The sequence below is a fragment of the Streptomyces sp. NPDC085946 genome, from assembly GCF_044540485.1.
Lineage (GTDB): Bacteria > Actinomycetota > Actinomycetes > Streptomycetales > Streptomycetaceae > Streptomyces.
In genome coordinates, this window is the sequence record NZ_JBITSF010000018.1 from 98120 (window position 1) to 120980 (window position 22861).

The 22861-nt window shown below is 73.7% G+C and carries 21 protein-coding genes; 11 read left to right on the plus strand and 10 right to left on the minus strand.

All coding sequences use genetic code 11. From position 1 onward, the window contains the following. Position 1: 1 nt before the first annotated feature. Complete coding sequence (locus tag ACIF8T_RS29620; protein ID WP_400039236.1) at positions 2–1000, plus strand: DedA family protein; 999 nt, start codon at positions 2–4, stop codon at positions 998–1000. Between the two features lie 90 nt (positions 1001–1090). Here ACIF8T_RS29620 and ACIF8T_RS29625 read toward each other — a convergent pair whose 3' ends face one another. Next, positions 1091–2797 carry a threonine/serine exporter family protein gene (locus ACIF8T_RS29625; protein WP_400039172.1) on the minus strand — a complete coding sequence of 569 codons (1707 nt, stop codon included), beginning with the start codon at positions 2795–2797 and terminating at the stop codon, positions 1091–1093. A gap of 123 nt (positions 2798–2920) precedes the next feature. Continuing rightward, positions 2921–3412, minus strand: a complete 492-nt coding sequence (locus ACIF8T_RS29630) for an inorganic diphosphatase (RefSeq protein WP_400039237.1) — start codon at positions 3410–3412, stop codon at positions 2921–2923. Between the two features lie 124 nt (positions 3413–3536). On the opposite strand from ACIF8T_RS29630, the gene dacB reads away from it, so the two are divergent. The 6 genes from dacB (at position 3537) to folE (ending at position 11184) form a co-directional block, all read left to right on the plus strand. Next, complete coding sequence (gene dacB / locus ACIF8T_RS29635) at positions 3537–5099, plus strand: D-alanyl-D-alanine carboxypeptidase/D-alanyl-D-alanine-endopeptidase (protein ID WP_400039238.1); 1563 nt, start codon at positions 3537–3539, stop codon at positions 5097–5099. A 100-nt stretch (positions 5100–5199) separates the two neighbouring features. Continuing rightward, complete coding sequence (locus ACIF8T_RS29640; protein ID WP_400039173.1) at positions 5200–6333, plus strand: zinc-dependent metalloprotease; 1134 nt, start codon at positions 5200–5202, stop codon at positions 6331–6333. Between the two features lie 192 nt (positions 6334–6525). Next, positions 6526–7581: a tRNA lysidine(34) synthetase TilS gene (gene tilS / locus ACIF8T_RS29645; RefSeq protein ID WP_400039174.1), complete on the plus strand. Its 1056-nt coding sequence runs from the start codon at positions 6526–6528 to the stop codon at positions 7579–7581. Between the two features lie 80 nt (positions 7582–7661). Continuing rightward, positions 7662–8222, plus strand: a complete 561-nt coding sequence (gene hpt / locus ACIF8T_RS29650; protein ID WP_031115895.1) for a hypoxanthine phosphoribosyltransferase — start codon at positions 7662–7664, stop codon at positions 8220–8222. 188 nt (positions 8223–8410) lie between these two features. Next, positions 8411–10450 (plus strand): ATP-dependent zinc metalloprotease FtsH, encoded by a 2040-nt coding sequence (gene ftsH, locus ACIF8T_RS29655; protein ID WP_400039175.1) that lies wholly within the window; start codon positions 8411–8413, stop codon positions 10448–10450. 128 nt (positions 10451–10578) lie between these two features. Continuing rightward, entirely contained in the window at positions 10579–11184 is a 606-nt protein-coding gene (gene folE, locus ACIF8T_RS29660) for a GTP cyclohydrolase I FolE (protein WP_400039176.1), read from the plus strand. A gap of 100 nt (positions 11185–11284) precedes the next feature. On the opposite strand, the gene ACIF8T_RS29665 is transcribed toward folE, so the two are convergent. The 5 genes from ACIF8T_RS29665 to folP form a co-directional block, all read right to left on the minus strand. After that, positions 11285–11773: a DUF3180 domain-containing protein gene (locus tag ACIF8T_RS29665; protein ID WP_400039177.1), complete on the minus strand. Its 489-nt coding sequence runs from the start codon at positions 11771–11773 to the stop codon at positions 11285–11287. 47 nt (positions 11774–11820) lie between these two features. Beyond that, the gene (gene folK / locus ACIF8T_RS29670; protein ID WP_400039178.1) at positions 11821–12432 is read right to left on the minus strand and encodes a 2-amino-4-hydroxy-6-hydroxymethyldihydropteridine diphosphokinase; all 612 of its coding nucleotides are present in this window, start codon (positions 12430–12432) and stop codon (positions 11821–11823) included. Continuing rightward, complete coding sequence (gene folB, locus ACIF8T_RS29675) at positions 12429–12788, minus strand: dihydroneopterin aldolase (protein ID WP_400039179.1); 360 nt, start codon at positions 12786–12788, stop codon at positions 12429–12431. Before folB ends, folK begins: the two co-directional genes overlap by 4 nt. A 259-nt stretch (positions 12789–13047) precedes the next feature. Continuing rightward, positions 13048–13560 (minus strand): nuclear transport factor 2 family protein, encoded by a 513-nt coding sequence (locus ACIF8T_RS29680; RefSeq protein ID WP_400039180.1) that lies wholly within the window; start codon positions 13558–13560, stop codon positions 13048–13050. Beyond that, entirely contained in the window at positions 13557–14447 is an 891-nt protein-coding gene (gene folP / locus ACIF8T_RS29685) for a dihydropteroate synthase (protein ID WP_400039181.1), read from the minus strand. The genes ACIF8T_RS29680 and folP overlap by 4 nt, the downstream gene beginning before the upstream one ends. A gap of 565 nt (positions 14448–15012) precedes the next feature. On the opposite strand from folP, the gene ACIF8T_RS29690 reads away from it, so the two are divergent. Next, on the plus strand, positions 15013–16398 hold the full coding sequence (locus ACIF8T_RS29690) for a hypothetical protein (protein WP_400039182.1): 1386 nt from the start codon (positions 15013–15015) through the stop codon (positions 16396–16398). A 356-nt stretch (positions 16399–16754) separates the two neighbouring features. On the opposite strand, the gene ACIF8T_RS29695 is transcribed toward ACIF8T_RS29690, so the two are convergent. Further along, positions 16755–18086 (minus strand): PH domain-containing protein, encoded by a 1332-nt coding sequence (locus tag ACIF8T_RS29695; protein WP_400039183.1) that lies wholly within the window; start codon positions 18084–18086, stop codon positions 16755–16757. Further along, a complete protein-coding gene (locus tag ACIF8T_RS29700) occupies positions 18083–18601 on the minus strand; it encodes a PH domain-containing protein (protein ID WP_400039184.1) in 519 nt (172 codons plus the stop codon). The genes ACIF8T_RS29695 and ACIF8T_RS29700 overlap by 4 nt, the downstream gene beginning before the upstream one ends. 31 nt (positions 18602–18632) lie before the next feature. On the opposite strand from ACIF8T_RS29700, the gene ACIF8T_RS29705 reads away from it, so the two are divergent. Continuing rightward, the gene (locus ACIF8T_RS29705) at positions 18633–19784 is read left to right on the plus strand and encodes an NADH-quinone oxidoreductase subunit D (protein ID WP_400039185.1); all 1152 of its coding nucleotides are present in this window, start codon (positions 18633–18635) and stop codon (positions 19782–19784) included. Here the strand turns inward: ACIF8T_RS29705 and ACIF8T_RS29710 are convergent. Next, complete coding sequence (locus ACIF8T_RS29710; RefSeq protein ID WP_400039186.1) at positions 19749–20780, minus strand: SAM-dependent methyltransferase; 1032 nt, start codon at positions 20778–20780, stop codon at positions 19749–19751. The genes ACIF8T_RS29705 and ACIF8T_RS29710 overlap by 36 nt on opposite strands. 118 nt (positions 20781–20898) lie before the next feature. On the opposite strand from ACIF8T_RS29710, the gene ACIF8T_RS29715 reads away from it, so the two are divergent. Next, positions 20899–22098 carry a sensor histidine kinase gene (locus tag ACIF8T_RS29715; RefSeq protein WP_400039187.1) on the plus strand — a complete coding sequence of 400 codons (1200 nt, stop codon included), beginning with the start codon at positions 20899–20901 and terminating at the stop codon, positions 22096–22098. Positions 22099–22184: 86 nt separating this feature from the next. Continuing rightward, entirely contained in the window at positions 22185–22856 is a 672-nt protein-coding gene (locus ACIF8T_RS29720) for a response regulator (protein WP_400039188.1), read from the plus strand. Positions 22857–22861: the final 5 nt, after the last annotated feature.

Consider the following 22861-nt stretch of genomic DNA (forward strand, 5'->3'; position numbering starts at 1 on the left):
CGTGACCACGCTTGCGCTCGGCCCCGAGTGGCTCAGCCCGGACTACCTGATCTCGACGTTCAGCCTGCCCGGCATCCTGCTGATCGTCTTCGCCGAGTCCGGGCTGTTCGCCTTCCTGCCCGGCGACTCCCTGCTGTTCACGGCGGGCCTGTTCGTGGCCGAGGGGAACTACATCAGCCAGCCCCTGTGGCTGGTGTGCACGCTGATCGTCCTGGCCGCCGTCATCGGCGACCAAGTGGGCTACATGATCGGCAAGTTCCTCGGCCCGAAGCTCTTCAGCCGCCCCAACTCCAAGCTCTTCAAGCAGGAGAACCTGGACAAGGCCCACGAGTTCATGGAGCGGTACGGGCCGAAGGCGATCGTCCTGGCCCGCTTCGTGCCGATCGTGCGCACCTTCGCCCCGATCGTGGCGGGCGCCGGCCGCATGCAGTACCGCACGTTCCTCACGTACAACGTGATCGGCGGCATCGCCTGGGGCACCGGTGTCACGGTCGCCGGCTACTGGCTCGGCCAGATCGACTTCATCAAGAAGAACGTCGAGTCGATCCTCATCCTGATCGTCCTCGTCTCGGTCGTCCCGATCCTCGTCGAGTACCTGCGCGAGCGCGGCAAGAAGAAGCGCGCCGCCGCCGACGCCCCGGCGCCCCGGCCGGCCCAGCACCGGCCGCCCGTCATGGACGACGCCACGACCCAGCTCCGCCGCATCGCCCCCGCCGAGCAGCAGCCCGCCCCGCACCAGGGCTACGGCGACCAGCACCGGGGCTACGGAGACCAGGGTTACGGCGACCAGGGCTACCAGCAGCAGTACGGCCGGCAGCAGCAGTACGGCCAGCAGCAGGGCGGCTACGACCAGCAGCACGGCGGCCGGCAGCAGGGCGGCTACGACCAGCAGTACTACGGCCAGTACCCCCAGCAGCCGGACCAGGGACAGCCCGGTCACGGCCGGCAGCAGGGCTACCACCAGCAGGACGGCCAGTACCCCCCCAACCGCGGCTACTGAGCCCGCCGGAGGGGACGCGGGGGCCGCGCGACCGTCCGCCGGCACCCGCGGCCGCCGGCGGACGGGACCACCCGGTCCGCACGACAGCCCCTAGAACCCCCGCGTCCGCTTCGCGGCCCGCCGCTTCTCCGCCGATCCGACCCGCAGGAACATCCGCGAGATCTCCGACCCGAGGTGCACCCCGATCGCGATGGCCATGGCCAGGGCGACCGCCTTGGTCAGCGACACCAGCCCCGCGTCGACCTCGCTCTGGGCGATCGCCAGCAGGCCGAAGTACGTGGCGGAACCCGGCAGCAGCGGGCCGATCGCCGCGGTGGTGTACGGCAGCGCGGAGGCGAACCGGTAGCGCGACAGCAGCTGCCCGAACAGGCCGACGAGCCCGGCCGCCGCCGCCGTCGAGGCGACCGGCGAGATCCCGCCGGCGTAGTGCATCGCGCCGTACACCACCCAGGCCACCCCGCCGTTGAGGGTCACCCACAGCACGGTGGAACGTTCCTGCTGGAGCAGGACCGCGAAGGTCAGCGACAGCAGCATCGACGCGCCGATCTGCACCAGCGGCTGCTCGGAGACGCCGAGCGCCGCGTCCGGGTTCAGCTCGGCGCCCAGCTGCACGCCGAAGTACAGCACCAGCAGCACCCCGACGACGATGCCCACGAAGAAGTACAGGACCTCCAGCAGACGCGCGGACGCGGTGATGTAGAACCCGGTCAGACCGTCCTGCACGCCCGCCACCAGGGCCCGCCCGGGCAGCAGCGCGAACAGCCCGCCGGTGATGACCGCGGACGCCTTCACGTCGACGTGCGCCAGCGTCAGCGCCACCCCGATCGCGGCCGGCGGCATCGCGGCCACCGTGAACTGGTAGAACTCCGGCAGCCCCCGCCCCGCGCACTGCCACGCCAGCCGGTCGCCCAGCATCGCGCCGAGCGCCGCGGCGACGAACACCACCACGTCACCGCCGACGAGCACCGAGGCCGCGCCCGCGAGCAGCCCGCTCGCCGTGGTCAGCGCCCAGCCCGGGTAGGGGTGGCGGTTGCGGCGGATCTCCGCGAGCCGCCGGTAGGCCTCCTCCAGGGAGACCGCCGTCTCCGGGTCGCTCAGGTCGTCCACCAGCCGGAACACCGCCGACAGCCGGGTGTAGTCGGTGCCCCGGCGGCGCACCGTCCGGGACGCCGTCACCGGGTCGTCGACCAGGGACGGCTGGTAGGAGATCGACAGCAGCGTGAAGGTGACGGTGGGTTCGCAGCGGTCCAGGCCGTAGGACCGGCACACGGCGAACATCGCCGCCTCCACGTCCTCGGCGCCCTCACCGCCCGCCAGCAGCAGCTCGCCGATGCGCAGCGTCAGGTCGAGCACGCGCGGGACGGCCGGGCCGCCCTCCTCGGTGCGCTGCACCGGCTCCGGGGCCGGCCGCTCGGCCACCGGCATGCGCAGCATGGTGCGCATCCGGTCCTGCCAGGGCACGTCCTTCGTCAGGCTGACCACCGGCGTGCCGGCCGCCGGGGTGAACGCGGGCGGGGCGTGCCGGGTGCTGTAGGTGCTCGGCGTGCTGAACGCCGACCCCTCCGGCTCGGCCTGCTGCGCCGCCGGCGGCACGTCGAGCCCCCGGGGCAGGGCGAACTCGGAGGTCGTCTCGGACTCCGAACCGGCCCGGGGCACGGCCAGCCCCTCCGGGACGGCGAACTCGGAGGTGGTCGACGACTCGGTGTCGGCCGGCGCCGCGACCCCGGCGGGCGGTCTCGGCGGATACGTGCCCCTCGCCTCGTCCGACTGCGGCTTGCGGTCCTCCGCGTCCGTCACTGACCAGCGCTCCCTGTACGACACCGTGCGTCGCCCTCAGTATGCGCACGGACGGACCGACGGGCCGCACGCGTGCGCGTGCGGCCCGTGGGCGTCACGGGGCCGGAAGCGGCCCCTGCGGTCTCAGTGACCGCCCTGCTCCGTGTGGCGCTTGTAGGACCGCTCGATCTCGGCCTCGGCGTCCGTGCGGCCCACCCAGTTGGCACCCTCGACCGACTTGCCCGGCTCCAGGTCCTTGTAGACCTCGAAGAAGTGCTGGATCTCCAGGCGGTCGAACTCGGCCACGTGGTGGATGTCGCGCAGGTGCTCCATCCGCGGGTCGGACGCCGGCACGCACAGCACCTTGTCGTCGCCGCCCGCCTCGTCGCGCATCCGGAACATGCCGACGGCACGGCACTTGACGAGGACGCCGGGGAAGGTCGGCTCGTCCAGGATGACGAGGGCGTCCAGCGGGTCGCCGTCCTCACCGAGGGTGCCCTCGATGAAGCCGTAGTCGGCCGGGTAGACCGTCGAGGTGAAAAGGTGCCGGTCCAGGCGGATCCGACCCGTCTCGTGGTCCACTTCGTACTTGTTGCGCGAACCCTTCGGGATCTCGATCGTGACGTCGAACTCCACCGGTGGCTCCTCCATGATCAGCACATAGTTCTGGTGGTTAAGTGTCCCTCACGCAGGTGTGTGATCGCGAAAGGGGCTGGTCTTCGTGCCGGAGCTGAGGCCTTGGCGGGCCGCGAGACCGCGCGTGGCGCGGGTCGCGGACGCCGTACGACCGCGTCTGGCACGTGCCGCGGACAGCGTACGGCCGCGCCTGGCCCGGGCCGCGGGTCCGCGGGTCGCGCGGCTCGGGCGGGACGGATCACCGCAGGTTCCGCTCGGGGTGGCGCGGACCTGGCGGTACACGGCGGGCGCCGCCACCGCCGGACTGGCACTGGCCGCCGGCGTGGTCTCCGCCGCCGGCCCCTGGGACGCCTCGGGTCAGCGTACGGCCGAGCGGTACCGGGCCGCCGCGCACGAACGGACGCGTGGCGCAGATCACGGCCGGGCGCCCGCCCCCGGACCCCGGACGCCGCGCCCCGCCCCCAGCGCCGCCGCCGTGCTGACCGGACTCGGCGGCGTCAGCACCGTGAAGTCCGCCCCCGGCGGCAAGGCCCTCGCCGACCTCCTCGACCCCCTCCTGAAGGCCCCGGCCCTCGGCCCCCGCCGCTCCGCCGCGGTCGTCGACGTCACCACCGGACGGCCGCTGTACGGCACCGGCTCCGGCACCGCGCTCACCCCCGCCTCCACCACCAAAATCGCCACCGCGGTCGCCGCCCTGTCCGCCCTGGGCCCCGACCACCGCCTCACCACCCGCGCCGCCCTCGAACCCGACACCAAGGAGGTCGTCCTGGTCGGCGGCGGCGACCCCACCCTCACCGCCCGCGAGGACCCGGCCGACGGCTCCGCGAGCCTGCGCGCGCTCGCCCGGGACACGGCCGCGGCCCTCGCCCAGCGCGGCCTCCGCGAGGTGACGCTCTCCTACGACAAGACCCTGTACGCGGGTTCCGAGAGGCACCCGATCGGGGTCAACGACAACCTCGCCCCCGTCACCGCCCTGATGACCGACGAGGCCCGCACCGACGACAGCACCGGCGGCCCGGCCCCGCGCGTGCCCGACCCGGCCGCCGACGCCGCCCGCAGGTTCGGCGACCTGCTCGGCGAGCACGGCATCGAGGCGCGGCCCCCGGGCCCCTCGAAGGCGACCACCCGCGCCACCACCCTCGCCACGGTCGCCTCGCCCCCGCTGTCGGCCCTGGTCGAACGCATGCTCACCCACAGCGACAACGACATCGCCGAGGCCCTCGCCCGCCACACCGCGCTCGCGACCGGCGGACGCGCCGACTTCGCCGGCGCCGGCCAGGCGATCCGCACCCAGCTGGCCAAGCTCGGCGTGCCCCTCACCGGGGCCGTCTTCCGGGACGGCAGCGGACTGGACCGCCGCAACCGGCTCTCCGCGGACGTCCTGACGGCCCTGCTCCTCACGTCCGCCGACCCCGCCCGCCCCGCCCTGCGCCCCGTCCTCACCGGCCTGCCCGTCGCCGGCTTCACCGGCACCCTGACCCACCGCTATGCGGACGGCGCCGCCGGTGTCGTCCGCGCCAAGACCGGCACCCTGACCGGCGTCAACGCCCTGGCGGGCACGGTCGTCGACCACAGCGGCCGGCTCCTGGCCTTCGCCTTCCTCGCCTCGGACACGACCGACCCGGTCGCCGCCCAGACCACCCTGGACAAGGCGGCCACCGCCCTGGCGGGCTGCGGCTGCCGCTGACCCCGCACGGCGGCCGGCCCCGGCGGCCGGCCGCCGCACGACGGCCACTGCCGGACGCCACGCCCTGCCCCCGATGACGGGGCTCACGTACGGTTGACACATGACGAGCATCGGTGGCGCTGCCTCATCCGGGATGGTCGACTGGAATCTCGCGGTCGCGACCGCGACCCGGCTCGTACGGCCGGGCCCCGACGTCAGCCGCGACGAGGCCCGCGCCGTCGTCGCCGAGCTGCGCCGGCACGCCAAGGCCTCCGAGGAACACGTCCGGGGATTCACCGGCCTGGCCACCGAGGAGGGCCACGACACCCCCGTCCTCGTCGTCGACCGCCCGGGCTGGATCCGGGCCAACGTCGCCGGGTTCCGGGAGATCCTCCGCCCGCTGCTGGAGAAGATGCAGGAGCGGCGCGGCGGCGGCACCGGCAACGCGGTCCTCGGCGCCGTCGGCGGCAAGGTCACCGGCGTCGAACTCGGGATGCTGCTGTCCTTCCTCGCCTCCCGCGTCCTCGGCCAGTACGAGACCTTCGCCCCGGCCACCCGCGACCTCCCGGCCGGCGCGAACGGCGGCGGACGCCTGCTGCTCGTCGCCCCCAACATCGTCCACGTCGAACGCGAACTCGACGTCGAACCGCACGACTTCCGCCTCTGGGTGACCCTGCACGAGGAGACCCACCGCACCCAGTTCACCACCGTGCCCTGGCTGCGGGACCACCTGGAGGGCGAGATCCAGTCGTTCCTGGCGGAGACCGACGTCGATCCCATGACCGTCCTCGAACGCATCCGGGAAGCCGCCCAGTCCCTCGCTGGCGGGCGCCCCGAGGGCGAGGAGGACGACGGCGGCCGCTCCCTGGTCGAACTCGTGCAGACCCCCGCCCAGCGGGAGGTCCTCGGCCGCCTCACCGCCGTGATGTCCCTGCTGGAGGGCCACGCCGACTTCGTCATGGACGGCGTCGGACCCGCCGTCGTCCCGTCCGTCGCCGAGATCCGCGAGAAGTTCCAGCAGCGCCGCGCCAAGGGCGCCTCCCGCCTGGACATGGCCCTGCGCAAGCTCCTCGGCCTGGACGCCAAGCTCCGCCAGTACCGGGACGGCGAACGCTTCGTGCGGGCCGTCGTCGGCGAGTGCGGCATGGACGGCTTCAACCGCGTGTGGACCTCGCCCAACACCCTCCCCACCAAGGCGGAGATCGCCAAACCGGCGGACTGGATCGCACGGGTGCACCGCAAGCCGGAGGCGTGAACGCCGTGGAGGGGTCGTGAAGCGAAACCGGCCGCCGGCAGGCGAACGCCCCTTCAATCACCCGTCCGAGGGACCGTGAGCGAGGGGTAGGCGTGCAATGCTCGGGGAACGGCCCGGTTCTGTCACCATCTACACACTCTGAGTGACCGATCTCGGGCTCACCCCCCGAAAACTTCATGAAGGGAACCGGACATGGGTCCCCATCCTGCGGTCGCGGCGATACGCCTGGCGGTCCGCCGCGTCCTCCACGACATCCTCACCGAGCAGCACAGCGCCACCGGCGAGCCCGCCCACGCACCGGCGTACGCGCCCGCCCACCGGCACGCGCCCCCGCCCCCGCCCCTCGTGCTCGTCGCCTGCTCCGGCGGCGCCGACTCCATGGCCCTCGCCTCCGCCCTCGCCTTCGAGGCCCCCCGGCTCGGCATCCGCGCCGGCGGCGTCACCGTCGACCACGGCCTGCAGCCCGGCTCCGACCTGCGCGCCGACGACGTCGTCCTGCGGATGCGCGAACTCGGCCTCGACCCCGCCGAGTCCGCGACCGTGACCGTCGGCCGCGACGGCGGCCCCGAGGCGGCCGCCCGCGACGCCCGCTACGCCGCCCTCGACGCCGCCGCCGAACGCCACGGCGCGTGCGCCGTCCTGCTCGGCCACACCCGCGACGACCAGGCCGAGACCGTCCTGCTCGGCCTCGCCCGCGGCTCGGGCATCCGCTCCCTGTCCGGCATGGCCGCGGTCTCGGGGGCCGGCGGCCGCTACCGGCGCCCCTTCCTCCAGCTCGACCGCCAGACCGCCCGCAAGGCCTGCATGGCCCAGTCCCTGCCCGTCTGGGACGACCCGCACAACGCCGACCCGGCCTACACCCGGTCCCGGCTGCGCCACGAAGGGCTGCCCGCCCTGGAGAAGGCCCTCGGCAAGGGCGTCGTCGAGGCCCTCGCCCGGACGGCCCAGCTCTCCCGCGACGACGCCGACGCCCTCGACGCCTGGGCCGCGCAGGCCGAGGCGGGCGTCCGCGACGCCGCCGGCCGCCTGGAGTGCGCCAAGCTCCACGCGCTGCCGCCCGCCGTGCGCCGCCGCATCCTGCGCCGCGCGGCCATCGAGGCCGGCGCCCCGGCCGGTTCGCTGTTCGCCCGGCACATCGAGGAAGTCGACCGGCTGATCACCGGCTGGCGCGGGCAGGGGGCCATCAACCTCCCCGGCAGGGTCGTCGCCCAGCGCCAGGGTGGCAGACTGGTGATTCGGCAAGGCTGAATCCTGGCCCCACGGCTCAGCCGCGGGACCGTCCCCGGACGGTCCCGGAACCGAGCAGCCACGGGGCACGACCGAAAGTGATGCGGGTGGACGCGAAAGACATGGGTGCCGACCTCCAGCAGGTGCTCATCACCAAGGAAGAGATCGACGCGAAGCTGGCCGAGCTGGCCGCGAAGATCGACGCGGAGTACGCGGGCAAGGACCTGCTGATCGTCGGCGTCCTGAAGGGCGCGGTGATGGTCATGGCCGACCTCGCCCGGGCGCTGTCCACCCCCGTCACCATGGACTGGATGGCCGTATCCTCGTACGGGGCGGGCACCCAGTCCTCCGGTGTGGTGCGGATCCTCAAGGACCTCGACACCGACATCAAGGGCAAGCACGTCCTCATCGTCGAGGACATCATCGACTCCGGCCTGACCCTGTCCTGGCTGATCTCCAACCTCGGCTCGCGCGAGCCCGCCTCCCTCAAGGTGTGCACGCTGCTGCGCAAGCCCGAGGCCGCCAAGGTCGCCATCGACGTGGAATGGGTCGGATTCGACATCCCCAACGAGTTCGTCGTCGGCTACGGCCTCGACTACGCCGAGAAGTACCGCAACCTCCCGTTCGTCGGTACGCTCGCGCCCCACGTCTACGGCGGCTGAGACGCCCGCCGGGGCGGCCCGACGGAGATCGGGAACCCCAGCGGGTCCGGCACCGTTGGAGCAAACGTAGGCGGGATCGCCAGCCGTCCCGTGCGGCTTCAGGTGACAATGCTGGGGTACCGTCCGAAGAAACAGCCTTTATCAAACTCACTATGGCAGGAGGGACGGGGCGGCACCGCTCCGTATGGATGGACGTGAAGCGATACTTCCGTGGGCCGGTCATGTGGATCGTGCTGGCCGTCCTTGCCGTGGTCGTGTTGATGCAGGTCGTCGGCTCCTCCGGCGGCTACAAGACGGTGGACACGGGCCAGGTCGTCCAGGCGATCAACCAGAACAGGGTCGAGTCGGCCAAGCTGACCACCGGCGACGAGCAGACCGTCAAGGTCCAGCTCAAGGACGGTGAGAAGGTCGAGGGCAGCTCGAAGATCCAGGCGAGCTACATCGGCGACCAGGGCGTCGACATCGCCAACACCCTGCAGAACAAGTACCAGGACAAGCAGATCCCGGACGGCTACACCGTCTCGCCGTCCAAGCAGAACCCGTTCGTGGGCATCCTGCTCTCCCTGCTGCCCTTCGTCCTCATCGTGGTCGTCTTCCTGTTCCTGATGAACCAGATGCAGGGCGGCGGCTCCCGTGTCATGAACTTCGGGAAGTCCAAGGCGAAGCTCATCACCAAGGACACCCCGAAGACGACGTTCTCCGACGTCGCGGGCTCGGACGAGGCCGTCGAGGAGCTCCAGGAGATCAAGGAGTTCCTCCAGGAGCCGGCGAAGTTCCAGGCCGTCGGCGCGAAGATCCCCAAGGGCGTCCTGCTGTACGGGCCTCCCGGTACCGGCAAGACCCTGCTCGCGCGCGCCGTCGCGGGCGAGGCGGGCGTCCCCTTCTACTCGATCTCCGGTTCCGACTTCGTCGAGATGTTCGTCGGTGTCGGTGCCTCCCGTGTCCGCGACCTGTTCGAGCAGGCCAAGGCGAACGCCCCGGCCATCGTCTTCGTCGACGAGATCGACGCGGTCGGCCGCCACCGCGGCGCCGGCCTCGGCGGCGGTCACGACGAGCGCGAGCAGACCCTCAACCAGCTGCTCGTCGAGATGGACGGCTTCGACGTCAAGGGCGGCGTGATCCTCATCGCCGCGACGAACCGGCCCGACATCCTCGACCCGGCCCTCCTGCGCCCCGGCCGCTTCGACCGCCAGATCGCGGTCGACCGCCCGGACATGCAGGGCCGTCTGGAGATCCTCAAGGTCCACCAGAAGGGCAAGCCGGTCGCACCGGACGTCGACCTGTCGGCCGTCGCCCGCCGTACGCCCGGCATGACCGGTGCCGATCTCGCCAACGTCCTGAACGAGGCCGCCCTGCTGACGGCCCGCAGCGACCAGAAGCTGATCGACAACAAGATGCTGGACGAGGCGATCGACCGCGTGGTCGCGGGCCCGCAGAAGCGGACCCGGATCATGTCGGACAAGGAGAAGAAGATCACCGCGTACCACGAGGGCGGTCACGCCCTGGTCGCGGCGGCCTCGCCGAACTCCGACCCGGTCCACAAGATCACGATCCTGTCGCGCGGCCGGGCCCTCGGCTACACCATGGTCCTGCCGGACGAGGACAAGTACTCCACCACCCGCAACGAGATGCTGGACCAGCTGGCCTACATGCTGGGCGGCCGCGCGGCCGAGGAGCTCGTCTTCCACGACCCGACCACCGGTGCCGCCAACGACATCGAGAAGGCCACCAACCTGGCCCGCGCGATGGTCACGCAGTACGGCATGACCGAGCGGCTCGGCGCGATCAAGTTCGGCGGCGACAACACCGAGCCGTTCCTGGGACGTGAGATGGCTCACCAGCGCGACTACTCGGAAGAGGTCGCCGCGCTGGTCGACGAAGAGGTCAAGAAGCTCATCGAGACCGCGCACAACGAGGCGTGGGAGATCCTGGTCGAGAACCGCGACGTCCTCGACAACCTCGTCCTCGCCCTCCTGGAGAAGGAGACGCTGGGCAAGGAGGAGATCGCCGAGATCTTCGCCCCGATCGTCAAGCGCCCGCCGCGGCCTGCGTGGACCGGTTCCTCGCGCCGCACGCCGTCCACCCGTCCGCCGGTGCTCTCCCCCAAGGAGCTCGCACTGACCAACGGTGCCAACGGCGCCGCGCCGGCGATCACCACCGCGAAGAGCACCGCCGCGGAGCCCGCCGCGACGCCGGAGCGAACCCCGGAGGACCGCCCCGAGAGCTGACCGCTCTCCCGGTGGCCCCCTCCCGGCCCGGAATGAACGCCGCGCCCCCCAGGTTCTAGCCTGGGGGGCGCGGCATTTCGCCATGTCCGCGTGCCGGGCCGCCAAGACACACAGGAACGAGGCACCACATGACCGACCCCGTGACGCTGGACGGCGAGGGGACCCTCGGCGAGTTCGACGAGAAGCGCGCCGAGAACGCCGTACGCGAACTGCTGATCGCGGTCGGCGAGGACCCTGACCGTGAGGGCCTGCGGGAGACGCCGGCGCGGGTGGCGCGGGCGTACAAGGAGATATTCGCCGGGCTCTGGCAGAAGCCGGAGGACGTGCTGACCACGACGTTCGACATCGGGCACGACGAGATGGTGCTCGTGAAGGACATCGAGGTGTACAGCACCTGTGAACATCACCTGGTGCCGTTCAGGGGTGTGGCGCACGTCGGGTACATCCCGTCGACCACCGGGAAGATCACCGGTCTGTCCAAGCTGGCGCGCCTCGTGGACGTCTACGCCCGCCGCCCGCAGGTGCAGGAACGACTCACCACGCAGATCGCCGACTCGCTGATGGAGATCCTGGAGCCGCGGGGCGTGATCGTCGTCATCGAGTGCGAGCACATGTGCATGTCGATGCGCGGTATCCGCAAGCCGGGCGCCAAGACCCTGACGTCGGCCGTGCGCGGACAGCTGCGGGACGCGGCGACGCGCAACGAGGCCATGAGCCTGATCATGGCGCGCTGACGCGCCGGACGGCGTGCCGGGCGCTCCTGGCGCGGCCGGGCGGTCGGGAGGACCGCCCGAGCCGGCAGGAGCGCCAGGGCCTGTGCGGCCGGTGCCCGGGTCAGGCCGCCGGTGCGGTGCCCTCGCCGTTGTTCTCGTCGTCTTCCGGGAGTCTGCAGACGCGTTCCAGGAAGAGGGCCGACGCTATGACGGCGATGCCCGCGAGGACCGAGAAGCCGGCGTAGACGGCCTGGTCGCGGCGGGCGGGGACGTCCAGCATCTCCAGGAGGAAGACGCCGGTGCCGCCGTACATGCCGGCGACCAGGGCGGCGACCAGGGCGCTGGCCTGGCCGAAGACGACGGCGCGGGCCGCCATCAGGGGGTCGACGCCCTTCGCCTCGGGGCGGCGCTCGCGCTGGGCCCTCAGGCGGGCGCGCAGGGACAGTGCCGTGGCCAGCAGGACGACGGCGATCAGGGCGAGGACGACGGGGGCGGCCAGCGGGACGCTGGGCAGGGTCCCGACCGAGTTCCAGAGGCGGGCGCCCGCCCAGGACAGGATCCCGGCGACGACGAAGACGCCGGCCAGCACCCTGATGCGCAGCTCTCTCACGGTGTCCCTTCGGTTCCCCCGGACGGTGGTCGTCTCGACCTTAACGGCTACTCGGGCAGCCGGAGTTCCAGATCCGCGCGGGGCGCGACGCCGGGCTCGGTGATCGCGCCGAGCAGGCCGGCCACGGGGCCGCGGCCGGGCAGCTCGGCGTCGGGGTCGACGTCGTGCCACGGTGCCAGGACGAAGGCGCGTTCGTGGGCGCGGGGGTGGGGGAGGGTGAGGCGCGGGTCGTCGGAGACGACGCCGTCGTAGGCCACGATGTCCACGTCGAGGGTGCGCGGGCCCCAGCGCTCGTCGCGGACCCGGTGGAAGGCCTCCTCGACGGCGTGCGCCCGCTCCAGCAGGGAGGACGGGGGGAGCGTGGTCTTCAGGACCACGACCGCGTTGAAGTACGAGGGCTGGCTGCCGGGGTCGACGCCCCAGGGCTCGGTCTCGTAGACGGGGGAGACCGCCTTGACGCGGATGCCGGGGGTGTCCTCCAGGGCGTCGACGGCGCCCTGGAGGGTCTCCAGGCGGTTGCCGAGGTTGGAGCCGAGGGAGATCACGGCGCGCTGCGGGTTGTGCAGGGTGGTGTCGGCCGCGTCGACCCGGTCGACGACGGAGGCGGGCACGGGCTGGACGGTCGGGTCCGTGGGGCCCTTGGCGAACGGCGCGGTCATACTCGGCTCCGGGTGATGGTGACGGTCACGTCGTCGAAGGGGACGGTGATCGGCGCGTCCGGTTTGTGGACGGTGACCTCGGCCTCCTGGACCGCCTCGTGCTTCAGACAGGCCTGCGCGATGCGCTCGGCGAGGGTCTCGATGAGGTTGACGGGCTCGCCCTCCACGACGGCCACGACCTCCTCGGCCACGATGCCGTAGTGCACGGTCTTCGTCAGGTCGTCGTCGGCGGCGGCCGGCCGGGTGTCCAGGCCCAGGACGAGGTCCACGAGGAAGGTCTGGCCCTCCTCGCGCTCCTTGGGGAACACACCGTGGTGCCCGCGGGCCTTCAGGCCGCGCAGCGCGACACGATCCACGCGAATCACTCCTGCAATCGTCGGTCTGGGCCGGCGGGCGCCGCGTGCGGGCGGCTTGCCGGCCTCGGTCGAATCTACCTGCGGGCACCGACAGGACCGGGCCACGGGACACGGCCCCGGCCGGAGCCGGCGGGTCTCCCCGCGGGTCTCCCCGGGAGAGCCCGGCGGCACACGGGCCGGTGCGTCCCCCGTCCCCCGGCCGGTGCTGCCCGGCACCTCCTGGTTCCCGTGTGTTTCTCCTGTACGGCCGTCTACCCACTCAGGAGGGTGTGTCGTCGTCCGGGTTCTCGCCGTTCTCGTCGGTCTCGGCCAGGACGGGGGAGGCGTGGTGCGACCAGATCTTCCAGCCGTCGGAGGTGCGCCGGAACACGTTGGTGGCGACCACGAGCTGGCCGACCAGCGGGCCGAGCTCGTCGCCGCCCTCGGGGGCGGGGCCGCCGCTGAGGATGTTCTCCGTGCAGGTCACCAGGGCGGTGTCGCCGGTGACCGAGACGTGCACGTCGGTGAGGAAGAACTGGATGTAGTCGGTGTTCGCCATGATCAGGGCGTACGACCGCAGGACCTCGCCGCGGCCGGTGAGCACCGGCCAGCCCGGGTGCACGCAGGAGACCACGCCGGTGTCGGCCGGGTCGTGGTAGGTCTCGTCGACGCCCAGGTCGGCGGGGGTCAGCCAGAGCGACGCGAGTTCCTCGAAGTCGCCGTTCTCCATGGCCTCGTAGAAGGCCGTGTTGGCGGCCTCGACCTGTTCGACGTCGGTGTGGGGGGCGCTCACCGGGTTCCTTCTGCGCCGTCTGCCGTTGCGCGCGCTCCTTCGACGGCGCGCGCGACCCGTACGGCGTCCGCCGTCGCGCGGACCTCGTGGACGCGCACCGCCCAGGCGCCGGCGTGCGCCGCGAGCGCGGAGACGGCGGCGGTGGCCGCGTCGCGCTCGCGCGCGGGCGGGGGCGCGCCGTCCGGTCCGGCCAGGACGCGGCCGAGGAACCGCTTGCGGGAGGCGGCGACGAGCAGGGGGTGGCCGAGGCCGAGGAGGCGGTCCAGACGGGCGAGGAGCGCGAGGTCGTGGTCGGCGCCCTTGGAGAAGCCGAGGCCGGGGTCGACGATGATCCGGTCGGGCGCGATGCCGCCCTCCAGGACGGCCTCCACGCGCGCGCGCAGCTCGTCGACGACTTCGGTGACGACGTCGTCGTAGACGCCCTGGACGTTGCCGCCCTGGAGGAAGCCGCGCCAGTGCATGACGACGAAGGGGGCGCCGGCCCGGGCGACCACCGGGATCATGTCCGGGTCGGCGAGGCCGCCGCTGACGTCGTTGACGAGGGCGGCGCCGGCTGCGAGGGCCTGGTCGGCGACGGAGGCGCGCATGGTGTCGACGGAGATCGTGACGCCTTCGGAGGCCAGGCCCCGCACGACGGGGATGACGCGCCGCAGTTCCTCGGCCTCGTCGACGCGGGTGGCGCCGGGGCGGGTGGACTCGCCGCCGACGTCGACCAGGTCCGCGCCTTCGCTGACCAGGGCGAGGCCGTGCTTGACGGCGGTCGTCGTGTCGAACCAGCGGCCGCCGTCGGAGAAGGAGTCGGGTGTCACGTTCACGACTCCCATGACCGCGCACCGGTCCCATGCCGGAAGGCCTGCCACGCGCCCGCGTCCGCTCTGGTTGCTCATACGTTCAGCGTAGGCCCGGGGGCGGCCGGGCAGCGCCGCGGGCCGGGTGCGCCGGTGGTGCCGGGTCGCGCGGGCCCGGGCGCTTCGGTGCCGTCGGCCCGCGGAAGTCCGGGCGCCGCGCTGGCGTGAGGTCGCGCCGGTCCGGGCCTTCGGCGGTGTCGTGCCGCGCGGACCGTGCGTTCCGGTGCCGTCCGGCGGGTGCAGGCGCGGACGCGGGCGCAGGGCGGCGGGTGGCGGCGCGGCGGTGGGGAGGAAGGCCGGCAGGGGCAGGGGCAGGGGCGGGGGCGCGCAGGACGTGACGGAGGCGGCTCACCGGGGGCGGGAGGGTGGGCGGCTGCCGGAGCGGGGGAAGCGGGCCGCGCGGAGACCGTGAATGCGCGCGCGGGCGCCCCGGAACGGGGAGGGCGGGAACACGGAATTCCGCAAGATCGTTTTCCTGGTGCCGGCCCGGAATGCCGCCGTTCACGACGGCGTGAATTCCTGATGCGCTGTGAACCCTTCGGTATGGCTTTGTTTTTACGGTGCGGGGCACCATGATTCGCCTACGCGCGGTAAGTTTCTGGCCATGCCACGTGGACGTCACCGTCATTCACCGCCCCTGCACAGGCTGCTTCCCCCGTCGGCGATCGCAGGCGTCTCCTTCGTCTGCGCCCTGGGACCCTGGGTGTTCACGGAACCGGCCGTGCTCCGCGGCCTGGCCGCGGCCGCCGCGGCGACGGCGGTCGTCGGCGCGGTCGTCATGCGCCGCTGGGACACCCAGGCGGGCAAGCGCGTCGCCGAGCTCACGCGCGCGCGGGCGAGCGACGAGTGGCGTTTCGAGGAGCGGGTCGCCGAGTTGGAGGCCGACCTGGAGGAATCCCGCGAACTGCGCGGGAAACTGGAGCAGCGGCTGCGCGCCAAGCGCGCGGAACTGACGGGGCTGCGCAACGAGCACGCGGCACTGCTGCGGCGCTACGCCACGGCGGAGACCGAGCGCGCGAGCGTTCTGGAAGCCCGTCGTGTGCTGGAGATAGAGGCCGCGGTTCCGGCGCGCGCCCTGCCCGCCGGATCCGCGGGGGCGAGTGCGGAGCCGGCCGCGGCGGACGGGGCGTCCGTACCGGAGGCCGGGCCCGTGGCCGGCACCGGCGACAGCGGCACCGAGGCCGGTACCGCGCCCGAGGCGGGCGGGGAGCAGCCGGACGCCGCGTGGTCGGTGTTCTCCCCGGAGGGCTCCCGGCTGTTCCTGCGGGCCCGGTCGGCGCTGGCGCGCTTCGACGTCGGCGGTCCCGGGAGCGGGGGCGACGGCGCCGCCGCGCAGGACGCCGCGGAGAAGCACGCCGCCGTGGAGGACGCCGCCGTGAAGGACGCCGCCGTGAAGGACGACACCGTGCGGAGCGGCGCCCCGCGCGGCGACGGACCCGAGGGCGGTGGCCCGGAGGGCGGCATCCCGGACGGCGCCGCCCCGCAGGACGAGGCCGCCGGGGCTCCGGCCGCGCGGGAGAGCGTCGTGGCGGCCCCGAGGGAGCGCGAGGGCGAGCGGGAGGACGCGCCGCGGGAGCGGTCCGGGGCGGCCGACGGGCACGAGCAGGCGGGCGCCGCCACCGGCTCCGCGCCGGACGCGCCGGGGCAGCCCGGCGGACCCGTGCAGCGGCCCGCCGGGCACTTCACCGTGCCGACCGCGGTGGCCGTCGTACCGCCGGCCGCGCCCGTACGGCGTCCGGTGACCGAGGGCGGGTTCGACTTCTTCGGCACCAAGAAGGGGACCGAGCGGGCCGCCCTGGAGGCCGTGCAGAACGAGGACCTCGCCGACGTCGTGGGCCAGGAGGCCCTCGCCCTGCACAAGGCGGAGACCGAGGCGCGGTTCAAGCCCGCGGACGAGGAGTCGCGGGCCGTGGGCCAGGTCATCGACCTGACGGCGCACGACGAGACGGAGCGGATCGACGTACAGGGGCTGCGCAGCGCGGCGTCCTGACGCCGGCGTCCGGCGACGGAACGATCAGCCACCACCGCCCGCCCGCGGCCCGCAAACCGGGCCGCGGGCGGCGTCGTGTCCGGACGGCCGCGCTCCGGCCACCGGCCGGTCCTCACGCGTCCAGGAAACCCGCACGGAGCGTCCGGCGCCCCTCGGTCGCTCCGGTCTCCCCGGTTGTCCGGTGCCCATCGGTCGCCCTGGTCTCCCCGGTTGTCCGGTGCCCATCGGTCGCTCCGGTCGCCCCCGGGCGTCCAGCGCCCACCGGTCGCCCCGGTCACCCCCGGCCGCCCGGCGCCCCGCCCCGCACACGCCCCCACCACCCCCACCGGCCCCCGCCTCACACCATCCGGCGGTCCTCACACCATCCACCGGTCCGGCAGTGCCCCCTTGCGCCCCGTCCGTGACCGTTCGGCCTGCGCCCGCAGCAGCTCCGCCGCCTCGCCGGCGTCCCGGAGCCGTGCCGTCACCGTCTTGTTCGCCCCCGTGTCCACGTGCACGTCGGCGACCCCGCGCGCCCGTTCCCACGGCCCCTGCGTCAGCCGCACGCTCTGCACCTTGGCGTGCGGCACCAGCGCCAGGCTCCGCCGCAGCAGGCCCGACCGGGCCGCGAACACGGCGTCGGTGACGGCGAGTCCGTACCCGCGCCACCACACCGGCAGGCACCACCGGGCCCGGCGCGGCGGCGGTTCCAGGGCGGCGCGCGGCGGCACGGTCACGCCGGGCAGCACGCGCGCGACGACGGCCTCGGCGACCTCGCGCGGGGCGACCGGCGCCAGCACGGAGTTGGACGAGCCGGCCACGTCCAGTTCCACGCGCACCCAGCCGCGCCGCCGCCACAGCAGCGGCTCCACGATCCGCACGGTCTGCACCCGGCCCGGCGGGACCGTCTCGTGGGCCCGGTCCAGCAGGCCGTGGTCGATGCGCAGCCCGTCCGGGGACTCGCCCACCGTCCAGTCGTACTCCCCGACGAACCGCCCCACGCTGCTCGCGCCGGCCGCGCCCAGCAGCGGCAGCCCGGCCGCGAGGACCGTCCACACGCTCCCGGTGGCCAGCCACAGCACCGGCGGTACGACGAGGGCGGCGAGCAGCGTCCCCCAGGTCGAGCCGGTCAGCACCAGGGACACGGCGAGGACGCCGGGCGGCACGCGCAGCAGCCGCGTCACCGGCGCCTCGCCGACCTCCTGGGCCGTCTCCGGCGCGAAACCGGCCGCCCGGGCGAGCAGTTCGGCGCGCAGCGCCCGTGCCTCGCCGGCGCCGAGGAAGGCGAGTTCGTCCTTCTGGTCGGTGCCTATGACGTCGAGTCTGAGCTTGGCGACGCCCGCGACCCGGGCGAGCAGCGGCTGCGTGACGTCGACGGCCTGGATGCGCTCCAGCCGGATGTGCGCGGTGCGCCGGAAGACCAGGCCGGTGCGGATGCGCAGTTCGGTGTCGGTGACCGCGAAGTGCGTGAACCACCAGGAGAAGAAGCCGTAGGCCGCGGCGGCCGGGACGAGCACGGCCAGCGCGACGAGCAGCGTGCCCGTCGTCAGCCGGGTCAGCTGCCGCTGCGCGCCGTCCGGGTCGTGCACCGCCCACCCGGCGAGCACCGCGACCGGCGCCCAGGCCCGTCTGAGCGGCGTGACGGGGTGCAGCCGCCGCTCGGTCACGGGCGGCCGCTCCGTCACGCCGTCGGCGCCCGGGGCCGTCACAGTCCCGCCGATCGGGCCTCGCCCAGCTCGGTGAGCCGGTCGCGCAGCCGTTCCGCCTCGGCCGGGTCGAGGCCGGGGACGGTCGCGTCGGTCGCGGCGGCGGCCGTGTGCAACTGCACGCTGGCCAGCCCGAAGTGGCGTTCGACGGGGCCGGAGGTGACCTCGACCAGCTGCATCCGCCCGTACGGCACGACGGTCTCCTCGCGCCACAGCACGCCCCGGCTGATCAGCAGGTCGTCGGCGCGCTCGGCGTACCGCCAGGAGCGCCAGTTGCGCTCCAGCAGCACCCAGCCCCACAGCAGCAGGGCCAGCGGCAGCAGCGCGAGGGCGGCCCAGGCCGGGCCGGCGAGCACGCCCGGCACCACCGCCGCGGCCACGGTCAGCAGCCCCAGCCACACCACCAGCAGCAGCCGCCGCATCCTCAGCAGTCCGCGCGGCAGCCCGGTCCACACCGGCTCGCCCCCCGCGTCCGCCGTCCCCGCCGTCCCCGTGCCGTCCGGGCTCCCCGTCTCCATGAGGCCAGCGTACGTAGGGGAGACTGTGTCCATGACTCCTACGACGGAGACCATGGTCGGTATCGGCGGCGCCGCGGAGAGCACCGACATGGTGCTCAACATCGGACCGCAGCACCCGTCGACGCACGGGGTGCTGCGCCTGAAGCTGCTCCTGGACGGCGAGCGCATCACGCGCGCCGAGCCGGTGATCGGCTACATGCACCGCGGCGCGGAGAAGCTCTTCGAGGCGCGCGACTACCGCCAGATCATCGTGCTCGCCAACCGCCACGACTGGCTGTCGGCCTTCTCCAACGAGCTGGGCGTGGTCCTCGCCGTGGAGCGCATGCTCGGCATGGAGGTGCCCGAGCGGGCGGTGTGGACGCGCACGCTGCTGGCGGAGCTGAACCGGGTGCTCAACCACCTGATGTTCCTCGGGTCCTACCCGCTGGAACTGGGCGGCATCACGCCGGTGTTCTACGCGTTCCGGGAGCGCGAGACGCTCCAGAACGTCATGGAGGAGGTCTCCGGCGGACGCATGCACTACATGTTCAACCGGGTCGGCGGCCTCAAGGAGGACCTGCCGGCCGGCTGGACCGCACGCGCGCGTGCCGCCGTCGCCGCCGTGCGCTCGCGCATGGACGTCTACGACGACCTGGTGCTCGGCAACGAGATCTTCCGGGGGCGCACGCGGGGCGTGGGCGTCCTCGCGCCCGAGGCGGTGCACGCCTACGGGGTGAGCGGCCCCATCGCGCGAGCCTCCGGCGTCGACTTCGACCTGCGCCGCGACGAGCCGTACCTGGCCTACGGCGAGCTGCGGGACGTCCTGCGCGTGGTCACCCGCGAGGAGGGCGACTGCCTGGCCCGCTTCGAGTGCCTGCTGGAGCAGACCCACAACGCCCTCGACCTCGCCGACGCGTGCCTGGACCGGCTCGCCGGCCTGGCGCCGGGGCCGATCAACCAGCGGCTCCCCAAGGTGCTGAAGGCGCCCGAGGGCCACACGTACGCGTGGACCGAGAACCCGCTCGGCATCAACGGCTACTACCTGGTCAGCAAGGGCGAGAAGACGCCGTACCGCCTGAAGCTGCGCTCGGCGTCGTACAACAACATCCAGGCGCTGTCGGAGCTGCTGCCGGGGACGCTGGTCGCGGACATGGTCGCGATCCTGGGGTCACTGTTCTTCGTGGTCGGGGACATCGACAAGTAGGGCGCCGAGGCCGGCCGGGCCGACCGGCTGGAGCAGCCAGCCGAAGTCGCCCAGGCCGCCCGGGGCGGTGAGCTCGGCCGCCTCGCCCGCGCCCGCGAGGGCGCGCAGGTACGCGGCGGGGTCCGTGGAGGCGAGCGTGAGCGGGGGGCGTGCGCCGGTGACGCCCAGGGCGCGCAGGGCGTCGCGCTGCCGGACGAGGCGTCCGCCGGGCAGCGCGCACGCGTCCAGCGCGACGTGCGCCGTGAGGTCGCACGACCCGTCCGGCACGGGCGCCGTTCCGCGGCCCTCCCGGAACCCGGTGAGCGTCCCGAACGGCGGACGCGTCCGCGCCGTGTGCCCGTAGTCCACGGCGACGGCGAGCCCGCGCGCGACCCGGGCGACGGCGGACGCCCACGCGGTGTCCCGGGGCAGCCCGATCTCCGCCCGGTACCCCGGCTCGGCCGGCAGCGGCCACCACCGCGCCAGCCACCGCTCCTCGGCCCCGGTCACCGGCTCCCCGAGCCGCTCGGTGCCGTCCGCCCGCACCAGCACCCGCCGTGCCACGCCCGCGGCGTCCACCTCGGCGACCTCCACGGGCACGTTGTCCAGCCACTCGTTGGCGAACAGCAGCCCGTTGACGCCCTCCGGGGGCCGCGCCCGCCACTCGATCCGGTGATCGAGACCGCCGGGGCGATCGGCGATCTCCACGGCGTACGCGCGCGTGCGGGCGGCCACGGCGTCCGGCAGCGCGGCGAGCACCCCGGTGACGAGTTCGCCCCGGCCGGCCGCCATGTCGACGAAGTCCAGCGCCGCGGGCCGGCCCAGCGCCTCGTCCACCCGGCACAGCAGCGCGGCCACGGCCCGCGCGAACAGCGGCGAGGCGTGCACGGAGGTGCGGAAGTGCCCCGCGGGGCCCTCCGGCCTGCGGTAGAAGCCGTCCGGCCCGTACAGCGCCTCCTGCGCCGCCGCCCGCCACCCGCGCCACTCGCCGTCGCCGCCCGTCGTCCCCTCCGTCACCGGCTCAGGCTACGCGTACGCAATCACCGGAACTCCACCTTGGGGAGTACGCGCGCCGGACGCGGATCGGTCCTCCGGTTGACCCCTGCACACATCTCGCTTCCCTACGCTGGGTTACGTGCAGCGCCTCTATGACTTCCTCCGCAGGCATCCGACGTGGGTCGACGGCTTCTGGGCCGTGGTCCTGTTCGGCGTTTCGGTGCTGGGCGGAGCGGTCCGCGAGGAGGCCGGCGGATCGGCCCCGGCCGCCGTCGCCGTCCCGATCGTGCTGCTGCTGTCCCTGGTGGTGGCGCTGCGCCGCCGGATGCCGGAGAAGATGCTGCTGCTGGCGGCCGGGCTCGGCGTGGCGCAGCTGGTCGCGGACGTCGGGACGCTGCCCGCCGACTTCGCGCTGCTGGTGATCGTCTACACGGTCGCGGCGAACGGCGCCCGCTGGGCCTCCCGCTTCGGGCTGGCCGCGGGCCTGTGCGCGGCCCCGGTCGCGCAGCTGCGCTGGCCCAGCGAGCAGACGGGCGTGGCGGGCAACATCGCCCTCACGGTCTTCCAGACCGTGCCGTTCGCCCTCGCCTGGGTGCTCGGCGACTCGATCCGCACCCGCCGCGCCTACTTCGCGCAGCTGGAGGAGCGCGCCGCCCGGCTGGAGAAGGAGCGCGAGGCGCAGGCCAAGGTCGCGGTCGCCGCCGAACGCGCCCGGATCGCCCGCGAGCTGCACGACGTCGTCGCGCACAACGTCTCGGTGATGGTGGTGCAGGCCGACGGCGCCGCCTACGTCCTGGACGCCGCGCCCGACCAGGCGAAGAAGGCCCTGGAGACGATCTCCTCCACCGGCCGGCAGGCCCTCGCCGAGATGCGCCGCCTGCTGGGCGTGCTGCGCACCGGCGAGCACCAGGAGGCCGGCGAGTACGTGCCGCAGCCCGACGTGGAGCAGATAGGGGAGCTGGTCGAGCAGTGCCGCGGATCGGGGCTGCCCGTCGACTTCAAGGTCGAGGGCACCCCGCGCCCGCTGCCCAGCGGCGTCGAGCTCACCGCGTACCGCATCGTGCAGGAGGCGCTCACCAACACCCGCAAGCACGGCGGGCCGGACGCGGGCGCGAGCGTACGGCTGGTGTACTTCGACGACGGGCTCGGCCTGCTCGTCGAGGACGACGGCAAGGGCGCCCCGCACGAGCTGTACGAGGAGGGCGGGCTCGACGGCCAGGGCCACGGCCTGATCGGCATGCGCGAGCGGGTCGGCATGGTCGGCGGCACCCTGGACGCGGGCCCGCGTCCGGGCGGAGGATTCCGCATCAGCGCCCTGCTCCCGCTCAAACCCGCGTGACGGGCCGCCGCACGCCCCTCGTTGACACCTGTCATGTTCCCCGTAACGAACCCCGCGCTCCCCGCGCGACCACGGAAGAGGACCCGATGACGATCCGCGTGATGCTCGTCGACGACCAGGTGCTGCTGCGCACCGGGTTCCGGATGGTGCTCGCCGCCCAGCCGGACATGGAGGTCGTCGCGGAGGCGGGCGACGGCGTCGAGGCACTCCAGGTGCTGCGCGCGAGCGCCGTCGACGTGGTGCTGATGGACGTGCGCATGCCGAAGCTGGACGGGGTGGAGGCGACCCGCCGGATCTGCGCGGACCCCGACGCGCCGAAGGTGCTGATCCTGACCACCTTCGACCTCGACGAGTACGCCTTCTCCGCGCTGCGGGCGGGCGCCTCCGGGTTCATGCTCAAGGACGTGCCGCCCGGCGAACTCCTCGCCGCGATCCGGGCCGTGCACAGCGGTGACGCGGTGGTCGCGCCGTCCACCACCCGCCGGCTGCTGGACCGCTTCGCGCCGATGCTGCCGGGCACCGGCGCGCAGCCCCGGCTCAAGGAGCTGGAGCGGCTCACCGAGCGCGAGCGCGAGGTCATGGTGCTGGTCGCGCAGGGCCTGTCCAACGGCGAGATCGCGGCCCGGCTCGTGCTGTCCGAGGCCACGGTCAAGACGCACGTGGGCCGCATCCTGACCAAGCTGGGGCTCCGGGACCGGGTGCAGGTGGTGGTGCTGGCGTACGAGACGGGGCTGGTGCGGGCGGGCGGCCTGGGCTGACGGCG